This window comes from Bacillus sp. JJ1562, from assembly GCF_036962705.1.
Taxonomy (GTDB): Bacteria; Bacillota; Bacilli; order Bacillales; family Bacillaceae_L; genus Ferdinandcohnia.
Map to the genome: position 1 here is coordinate 26,638 of NZ_JBALOQ010000052.1, position 8,326 is coordinate 34,963.

Below are 8,326 nucleotides of genomic sequence, written 5' to 3' on the forward strand. Positions count from 1 at the left end.
TTTAATTTTTCCCCTTAGCCCTTTATTTAATCGTTACCTAATACCAGAAGCAAATGTCAAACCGTACAACTTAAATTGACTATATGTTTCTCTCCATGGGGCAATTGATCCCTTACTATCAAAAGCTCTTCTATCAGCAGAATAGTAATTAGGAGCAGTATATCGAACATTGTATATATCTTGACGTGTTGTTTTTCCACTTACAATTTTCTCGTAATGAATGTCAAAATATGCGTGATCTACTGTTGCACCTAATTTATAATCTGATTTAGGAAACATTATACTGGTATACTTCCTGTATTTACGTTCATTCCCAGTTCTTACATTAATCTTGTCCTGTGCCGAACCACCAATAGCAGGGTCTTGACCAAAAAAAGATATAAATGATACAGCCGGTCCAACAAGCGGAAAATTCACTGTGGCAGCACTTATCCCTTCTCCAACAAGAACACCCATGGTATGGCTCCATAATTTGCTATATTCTGCCTGTGCGGCTGCTTTGCTACTCATTGGTTTAGTACCCCAATTAGAAGAATACCCAGTAATATAAAGTACTTCATCTTTGTACTTCATTGAGCCGTATCCAGTATAATAAACTGTTGGTAAATATGATGCAGCTGCAATACTAATCATCCCGTCATCATTTGAAGGATTTTCAATTAAGTCAGGAGAGTAAACCGTAAGAGTTACGTTATTTTTTTCCTCTTCGGTTGCGGTTTCCAAGAAGTTTAAGATGTCTTCTTTTATATAATCTGAAATACGTTCATCATTAAGAATTTCATCATAATTATTAACATCTATTTCTTTTTCACCAACTGCTTGAAATTGGTCTTCTGTTGATTGTATCACTAAATCAAAAGGAAGATCATTATTTTCAACAAATTCAAATACACCATTGTCTTTCTTTTTAACTTTATATGACTGTGCATTTTCTTTGCTATTAAGTCCAAAACCTTTTTTATTGTTGTTAATTTTGAACGAGCCATTACCAGTATACTCTAAATCAAATAAGGTCTTTTCGCTTTCTACTAAATTGTTATTTGCACCAACTTCATTAACATTAAAAGCAGTTGTTAATGCTACTGTAAAGATAATAACCAAAAAGCCTAACTTCTTAAACATAAAAATCCCCCCAAATTGATAGTATCCGTTCAATTACTAAGTAAATCAGTTGCTTTATCTTTAAAGTTTTTATTAGTTATATAACTCCCCCTTCCTCTAACACTAACAAAATACCAAATTGCGTTATATAGACGAATGCACTATGTAAATAGTTCGCCATTATTTGAAAATTTTAGAAAAAATGTATTTGCTTACATCTTTAAAATTAGAATTATGTTATTATAAAAGTAAAATATACCCATTTTTACAATGTTTTAACGAATATATAGTAAGGAAGGTATGGTTGCATGTTAACAAAGCTTTTCTCCAAGAAGAAACCTTCAGAAGATGAATACCGCCTAATTTATGATCTATTCTATGACCGTGTCTACCATGATGCTTATTTTGTTACGCGAGATAAACATTTAGCTCAGGATGTTGTTCAAGATACTTTTATTAAAGCATTTAGAGATTTAGATAGTTTAAGAGATAGATCAAAAATAGGTGCTTGGTTATCTACTATTGCATCCAGGACAGCTATTGACTTGATTCGGAAACAAAAAGTATGGAACGGAATCCCTACAGAAGACGTCTATTTGGAAAAGGATAAAAATAATCTTTCAAACCCCGTTGAAATTGAAGTTGAAGTAAAGCTTATGTTAAAAGAAGTAGGAGAAGTTCTTTCTGAAATTAGTATAGAGCATAGAGAGATTCTGCTTTTAAAATACATACATGAGTTAAAAGAAAAGGAAATAGCGGAGTTACTTAATCTAAAAGAAGGTACTGTAAAATCTAGAATATTTCGCGCTAAAAAAGAGTTGAGAAATATATTTATAGGTAAGAATCTTAACCAGCATATGGATGGTGAAGTGTTATGAAAAACCACGATTTTTTAAAGCAAGATGTTCTTAGAGATTCAATGAAATCCGAATATAAAAATGCTCCTTTACCCGCTTTTTCGAAAGAAGATACTTGGTTAAAAATACAGCAGGGATTAAGTGAAAATAAAAAGAAAAAGGTGATTTTTAAACCTGGCTTATTTGCTGCCTCCATATTAATAGCATTTATTTTTGGAACATTAGCATTTGAAAATAGGCAAGGAAATGCCTTTGGTTGGATTACTAAATATCTTCAAAAGGATAATGGTACTATTACTCAAATAGAGGATTCAATTAGTACGGGCGAGTCAAATAGTCTACCACTCCCTTCTGCTAATTCGCTACAAGAAATAGGTACTTTAACTAAAGAAGAAATAATGAGTTTATCTGAAGCACAAAAAGTAGCCGAATTCCACATATTAATCCCAACCTTTTTACCTGAAGGATACGAACTTTTAGATGTCACTGTTGTTTACGGGGAGAACGAAACAAGTAATGATATTATTTTAAATTACAGCAACCAACTCATGATCCAGCAAATTGCAGGAGTTGAGGACATGGGTAATACTTTAATAATTGATAATGAAGATACCAAGGTAGAAACTATTTTGATTAATGGAGAAAAGGCATCCCTTTTAACATTTAAGGACAATACAAGTAGGCTAATCTTTAATCAATTGAAGACCAGAATAATAATTAGCGGAAGTCTACCCGGAGAAGAGTTAATATCCATAGCAGAATCTATGAAATAAGAAAAAGCTAACTTCAATAGGTCAGATTGAACTATTGGAGTTAGCTTCTTTTTAATAATATTCTATATTAAAAGTAATAAATAGAGCTTGAAACACTACTAAATGTTTCTGTTTTACTACCCATTGTTACCTTATGAACTCCCCTGGTTCGATAATAATATCCCTTTGGTGCAATATATTCTACGAAATTATACAAAGAATTAGTACCATATTTCACAAATTCCTTACCACTACTATAATCTACCCATCGGGTTCTTGAAGAATCCCACACTTGCAAATACAATGTTGATGTAATTTTATCAGCATTAGTGTAGCTATCGGTGTGTCCAGAAATTTTAAGTGAACTCCCGTTGTTATAAATGGATACTTGTGCTGATTTAATATAATCTGTTGCTTGTATGGTTATTTCTCCTGCAGTTCCATCGTTGGGTACTAATGGTTCACTGATAGGTGGTAACTTCGGCATATGTTCAAGCTCAGAAAAGTTGGTTTTATCAATATCTATAACCCTTTCTCCTGCCTGTGCCCTATCAATGTTCAATAGATAGACAATACAAAAAACAAAAATTAATGTTAACAAATATAATAATTTTTTCATAGTTCTATGGACTCCTTTATTAAGTAATACATTTTAGACGTTTAAAAATCTAAAATCGTTCCTTAGAACTATGAATTTTATTATATAGGTCATATAAAAAAAGACTGCCAACTACATAAAGTCTATCTTGATTAAGATTTATTATTGGGAAGAATTTCGGATTAAAAAAGTGGTATTACACCACCCTTTCAAATTACTTGTTTTCTAAAGTAAAGTTCCTTAATTTACATCTCAGCAGTTGCTTTATAAATTTTTCCTTGTCAACGAAAGATGTGACTCTGAAAATCGACAGTGATCTTGATGGTGTGGCACATTATATTTACTCTTTACTATGCGACAATTAAAAAAAGTGCCAGACCCCAGTATGGTAATGCAGTACCGCTACTCTGGTCTTTTGTATGGAGTACATTCTATTTGGATACTCCGCACCAAAATACAGTCCATGCATCTTCAAAACGATTTAGAAAGTCATCATAAATAAAGCTTTCCGTAAATAATCCATCTAACAAGAAAAAGAAAGCCGATTTAAACGTTTGTTCAGATATATCTCTTAAATTTCCTGCTTCAATTCCTTCTGTATAGAATTTGTATATAATATAGCCTATTTCATGATCTCCTCGTTCTACAATAGCTTTAGCTTCTTCCATCAATTCTACAGGTGGAAATAATAAGAAGCGTACATACATCATACCTTCTTGTTTATTAAGGATAAAGTTACAGCTATTTTTAAATAATAAATAAAGCCTAGTTTCTAAATCCTCATTTCTATTTTGCTCATATGTATCCTGCATTCTCACAAGTAAATCGTCCATAACCATATCTGCTACGTATAAGTACAACTCATTTTTACTTTTAAAGTGATTGTATATCGAGGGCTTTTGAATACCTACTTCTTTTGCGATTTGCGATAGCGTTGTGCCTTCATAGCCATGCTGAGCGAAGGAGCGCTTAGCTGCTTCAATAATTTGATCTCTCGTACTCAATTCCTTCATCCTTTCAAAAAAAGTAGTTGAAAAAATACTATATTCGAGTTATACTAACTACCGTTAGTTAATTATAATATAAAAAAGGTGTGTGAACAAATATGTGGATTTTAGTCATCGTTGCAGCCATCTTTGAAGTTGGTTGGGCAACAGGTTTAAAACATGCCAACTCACCTTTAGAATGGATTCTTACTATTATAGGAGTTGTTGTTAGCTTTGTACTACTTATCCGAGCTGCTACAACTTTACCTACAAGTACAGTATACGCCGTTTTTGTCGCATTAGGTACAGTTGGAACAGTGTTAGTTGATATCTTGATCTTTCATTCACCTTTTAATTGGGCTATGCTCTTCTTTCTTGTCTTACTACTTGCGGGAGTGCTTGGGTTAAAGCTTGTAACTGGTAAGCAAGGTGCAGAAGGGAGCCATGAAGGATGAGTTGGATATTCTTAATTATCGCAGGTATTCTTGAAATTGTTGGTGTGACTGGTATGCAGATTATGACGAAAGGTCAGAAACTAAAAGGATTCCTTATCATATTGATTGGTTTTATTTTTAGTTTTACCTTTCTTAGCCTTGCGATGTTGACCATTCCTTTAGGTGTCGCATATGCAGTTTGGACAGGAATTGGAACTGTAGGTAGTGCTGTCGTAGGAATGATGTACTACGGTGAGTCCAAAGATAAATTACGTATTTTCTTTATTGCACTGGTAGTAGTTGCAGTAATCGGTCTAAGATTAGTATCTTAACCACTAAACGCTCAGAGTAATTTATTCTGAGCGTTTTGTGATCCTTAATCTTTATTTAATGTGATTCGATAATAGATTCTCAAAATTGTAAGAACCAATCCAATAATGAAAATAACCGCTAATAAGAGCATCGCAGCTGGAAAAAGAGCGAATGCATCCATTGTGGTCGAACTATTATTTTGTAAGGTTGGGACAATAAAAAACAACCATCCAATTAATAATGTTGGAATTAATTGAGGAATTAATCGAAGGATAAATCTCCAAGTAGGATGCTGTTTCCGTTTATCCGACCATTTTTTACTCCGCAGAATTCCTCTAATTCCTAAAATCAAATAAATCAATGTGATAACGCCAAGTGATAAATCGATTATTTTGGGTACTGGAGCTTTTAATTCGGGTTCTTGCCCCTCCGTCAATTGGATAATACCTGAACTAATCTCATAGCCGTGTTCTAAAGTAGGGGTAAAGCTATTTAGTAAAACTGCAACCGCATAACCACTACTAGGAACAATATCTTGTTGAGTTTGATACGTTGTTTCCACTCCGCCATGTGAAATGCGTGCTGGTTTCACATTAGGTGAGCTTAATTCCCAACCTAGTCCGTATTTTTTGTTTCCAAGTTGTGGCGAATACGATTCTTCCAATAATTTTTTTGATAATAATTGCTCTCCTGTTCTAGTCTTTCCTTCGTTCGTTTGCATAGAAAGCCATTTCCCCATATCTGATGCTGTTGATACGATACTCCCAGCCCCCATATTCATCGCTTCAAGCTCTGTCCAAGGGATTGCAGTTCCATATGCTGTTACATATCCATTAGGTAGTCCTTTGACAAAATCTCCAGTGTTAACCGTAGTGAGGGAGTCATTCATTTCTAGTGGAGAAAATACCCTTAGGTTAAGATATTGAGAGAATTCTATTCCGCTTACTTTCTCCACCAAAAGTGCTGAAATCCAGTAATTCCCATTGCTATAATTGTATTTCTCTCCTGGATTTGATTGCAGCTTCCAATCATTCATACGTTCAACACCTGCTTTTAAGTTACTTGATGGTGGAACAATGGTTGGATTTGGTATTCCTGATGTGTGGCTCAACACTTGACGGATTGTAACTTCTCTCCATCTTGAATCGTCAAGCTTCACCTCTGGCAAATAGTTTATTATGGGGTCATCCAATTGAATTTTCCCTTCCTCAACAAGTTGTAAAACAGCAAATGCAGTAAATGATTTAGATGCGGAACCGATTCTCATTAGCGAGTTTTCTGTTATAGGGTTCCCTTCAGAATCGTGACCATATCCTTTCTCATATACTAGTTCGCCGTCTTTCACAACTACAATAGATGCACCAGGTAACCCATTACGTTCTATATAGCTAGTGACAAATTTATCAACATCTTCCGTTTTAAACGGCACGGCAGCTTGGGCACTTACAGAAAAGGGAAGATGAAACATAGGCGTTAAAAGGATTATTAACAGAAACGTAAAGCTCAATTTCTTCTTGTTTAATTTTGTTTTCAATACATTTCCTCCAATATTTTTAAAGGCTTGAAGTACAAACAAATCATACAAAAAATTCTTCATTAGGTTAACCAGCTTGAGGCTAATTATTTTCTAAGCCTTCAGTCGTAATTTTATAATTGACTGTGAGAGATGTTTTTAGAAAGTTTTTCAATGTGTATTCATTGATATGAAAATAAAAAAGCAGACCAGTTTGAAATGCTAAATGGTCTGCTAATTCATATACTTATTCAATATTCTATGCGCTGATCTGACGAAAATTTATTAAGTTCCCCGCTTTTTTTTAAAACTCATTCATATCCGAAATGACATCTTTTAATATTTCAATAGATTGTATTGGTTCTTGATCAATCTCTAAACCATGATTTCCACCTTCAACTACTTTTAATATAAGATTATGTTTATTTTTCAATCTTTCAATGCGCTCCTCAATAAAACAACTATCTTTATCTCCTATAATACAAAGTCCTTGGTGCTCACTATTGACCATTGCGTTAAATACGTCATCTCTTTGTAGTAATGGAGTCAACCATACTAATTTTGCATCATTGAACATTGTATGATTTAGAAGATTACTTAAAGCAATTGTTCCTATTGATTTAGCCACTATATAATAATTACTATAGTTCTTACTTTTTATTGCTGTTTCAATTGCATGTTGTACATCTCTTGTGAAATCCTCATCACTGAGAACAGATAACTCTTGGCGATTAAATGAATAGTTAATATGTAATACATCAAAACCTTTAGAATAAAATAACCCTGTTGTAAAGTGTAACAAAGGATGCTGGGTCGTGTATCCAGCCCCTGGTAAGACAATAACTAAATTATTTACTTCTTCTTTTTGTTCAATCAATCTAAAAGGAATACTTTTAGAACCCACAGTATCAATATTAGTCACCATTTTCTCACTCCCAAAGCTTTTATGTTATCTATTCTTCGCTATATGCTAATTTTCCTTCTTCAATTAAACCGATTCGTTAGATTATTAACCTCAACAAGAAAAGGCGATAATCCTTATTAGATCATCCGTTTGATGATAAAATCTAACATATTGCAATTTAAAAAGACAGGAATTTAATAATAACGGTTTCGGATATTGGGGAGAAAACAGTAAATAACAGTGTAATTAGAGACACGATTCGCATATGAATTCGTGTCTCTTTTTTTGTTGATACATCAACATTTATCATGAGTAGCTTTTATTTTAACATATCTTTTAACACCCCCTTTTAGCAAGTCCGCTTAGATTTATGTGACCTTGTTACTTTTAGTGCTAAAACTAGTGCAAATTGGATGTACTAATTGTATGACCAATTTTAGATAGGAGGAATATTATGATGAAGTTTATTTAACCGAAGAACTACAATGCAGAAAAGGTAGTTTGGTTAGTGACTGAACGAGTGAGGAATAATGTAAAACCTATGCATAATATACCGAATATAGCGAAAATGAAGTGGTTAATCAATTTCTTTTAAACCTCCTAGAAGAAATAAATTTTATTCATTGGATTGAAAGTAAGAGAAACAATCGTAGGTTGATCATTTAAAACACTTTCTAAATTACGAATGAAATCGATATTTAAAGCGAGATGAAAAGACGCATAAATTATGCATTTTTTATTCATTAAAAATTATGAAATATATAAAAACATTTTTCTTTTTAGTGTAATATATATCATGACAAGGAGGGGATTTAGGATGAAAAAAATTATCCTACTAGTTGTTTTGTTATCGATAGTAGCTTTTATAC

The 8,326-nt window shown here is 33.2% G+C and carries 9 protein-coding genes; 4 read left to right on the forward strand and 5 right to left on the reverse strand.

Features of this window, described 5'->3' with window-relative positions:
• Positions 1 to 33 precede the first annotated feature (33 nt).
• Positions 34 to 1,122: a hypothetical protein gene (locus V7097_RS23120; RefSeq protein ID WP_335705984.1), complete on the reverse strand. Its 1,089-nt coding sequence runs from the start codon at positions 1,120 to 1,122 to the stop codon at positions 34 to 36.
• A 287-nt stretch (positions 1,123 to 1,409) separates the two neighbouring features.
• On the opposite strand from V7097_RS23120, the gene V7097_RS23125 reads away from it, so the two are divergent.
• Together V7097_RS23125 and V7097_RS23130 are read left to right on the forward strand one after the other, a co-directional pair.
• The gene (locus tag V7097_RS23125) at positions 1,410 to 1,979 is read left to right on the forward strand and encodes an RNA polymerase sigma factor (protein WP_335705985.1); all 570 of its coding nucleotides are present in this window, start codon (positions 1,410 to 1,412) and stop codon (positions 1,977 to 1,979) included.
• Positions 1,976 to 2,731, forward strand: coding sequence for a DUF4367 domain-containing protein (locus V7097_RS23130; RefSeq protein ID WP_335705986.1), 756 nt, complete (start codon positions 1,976 to 1,978; stop codon positions 2,729 to 2,731). Before V7097_RS23125 ends, V7097_RS23130 begins: the two co-directional genes overlap by 4 nt.
• A 67-nt stretch (positions 2,732 to 2,798) precedes the next feature.
• Here the strand turns inward: V7097_RS23130 and V7097_RS23135 are convergent, their stop codons facing one another.
• Entirely contained in the window at positions 2,799 to 3,329 is a 531-nt protein-coding gene (locus V7097_RS23135) for a hypothetical protein (protein WP_335705987.1), read from the reverse strand.
• Between the two features lie 410 nt (positions 3,330 to 3,739).
• Entirely contained in the window at positions 3,740 to 4,312 is a 573-nt protein-coding gene (locus V7097_RS23140) for a TetR/AcrR family transcriptional regulator (RefSeq protein WP_335705988.1), read from the reverse strand.
• A 101-nt stretch (positions 4,313 to 4,413) separates the two neighbouring features.
• On the opposite strand from V7097_RS23140, the gene V7097_RS23145 reads away from it, so the two are divergent.
• Positions 4,414 to 4,749, forward strand: a complete 336-nt coding sequence (locus V7097_RS23145) for a DMT family transporter (RefSeq protein ID WP_335705989.1) — start codon at positions 4,414 to 4,416, stop codon at positions 4,747 to 4,749.
• Positions 4,746 to 5,060 carry a DMT family transporter gene (locus V7097_RS23150; RefSeq protein ID WP_335705990.1) on the forward strand — a complete coding sequence of 105 codons (315 nt, stop codon included), beginning with the start codon at positions 4,746 to 4,748 and terminating at the stop codon, positions 5,058 to 5,060. Before V7097_RS23145 ends, V7097_RS23150 begins: the two co-directional genes overlap by 4 nt.
• 44 nt (positions 5,061 to 5,104) lie before the next feature.
• Here V7097_RS23150 and V7097_RS23155 read toward each other — a convergent pair whose 3' ends face one another.
• Together V7097_RS23155 and V7097_RS23160 are read right to left on the reverse strand one after the other, a co-directional pair.
• Complete coding sequence (locus tag V7097_RS23155) at positions 5,105 to 6,574, reverse strand: serine hydrolase (RefSeq protein WP_335705991.1); 1,470 nt, start codon at positions 6,572 to 6,574, stop codon at positions 5,105 to 5,107.
• A gap of 283 nt (positions 6,575 to 6,857) precedes the next feature.
• The gene (locus V7097_RS23160) at positions 6,858 to 7,475 is read right to left on the reverse strand and encodes an alpha/beta hydrolase (protein WP_438824272.1); all 618 of its coding nucleotides are present in this window, start codon (positions 7,473 to 7,475) and stop codon (positions 6,858 to 6,860) included.
• Between the last annotated feature and the right edge of the window lie 851 nt (positions 7,476 to 8,326).

Excerpts from the sequence above, each read along its gene's own strand:
- V7097_RS23120 (WP_335705984.1), bottom strand. The coding sequence starts at position 1,122 with ATGTTTAAGAAGTTAGGCTTTTTGGTTATTATCTTTACAGTAGCATTA.
- V7097_RS23125 (WP_335705985.1), top strand. The coding sequence starts at position 1,410 with ATGTTAACAAAGCTTTTCTCCAAGAAGAAACCTTCAGAAGATGAATAC.
- V7097_RS23130 (WP_335705986.1), top strand. The coding sequence starts at position 1,976 with ATGAAAAACCACGATTTTTTAAAGCAAGATGTTCTTAGAGATTCAATG.
- V7097_RS23135 (WP_335705987.1), bottom strand. The coding sequence starts at position 3,329 with ATGAAAAAATTATTATATTTGTTAACATTAATTTTTGTTTTTTGTATT.
- V7097_RS23145 (WP_335705989.1), top strand. The coding sequence starts at position 4,414 with ATGTGGATTTTAGTCATCGTTGCAGCCATCTTTGAAGTTGGTTGGGCA.
- V7097_RS23150 (WP_335705990.1), top strand. The coding sequence starts at position 4,746 with ATGAGTTGGATATTCTTAATTATCGCAGGTATTCTTGAAATTGTTGGT.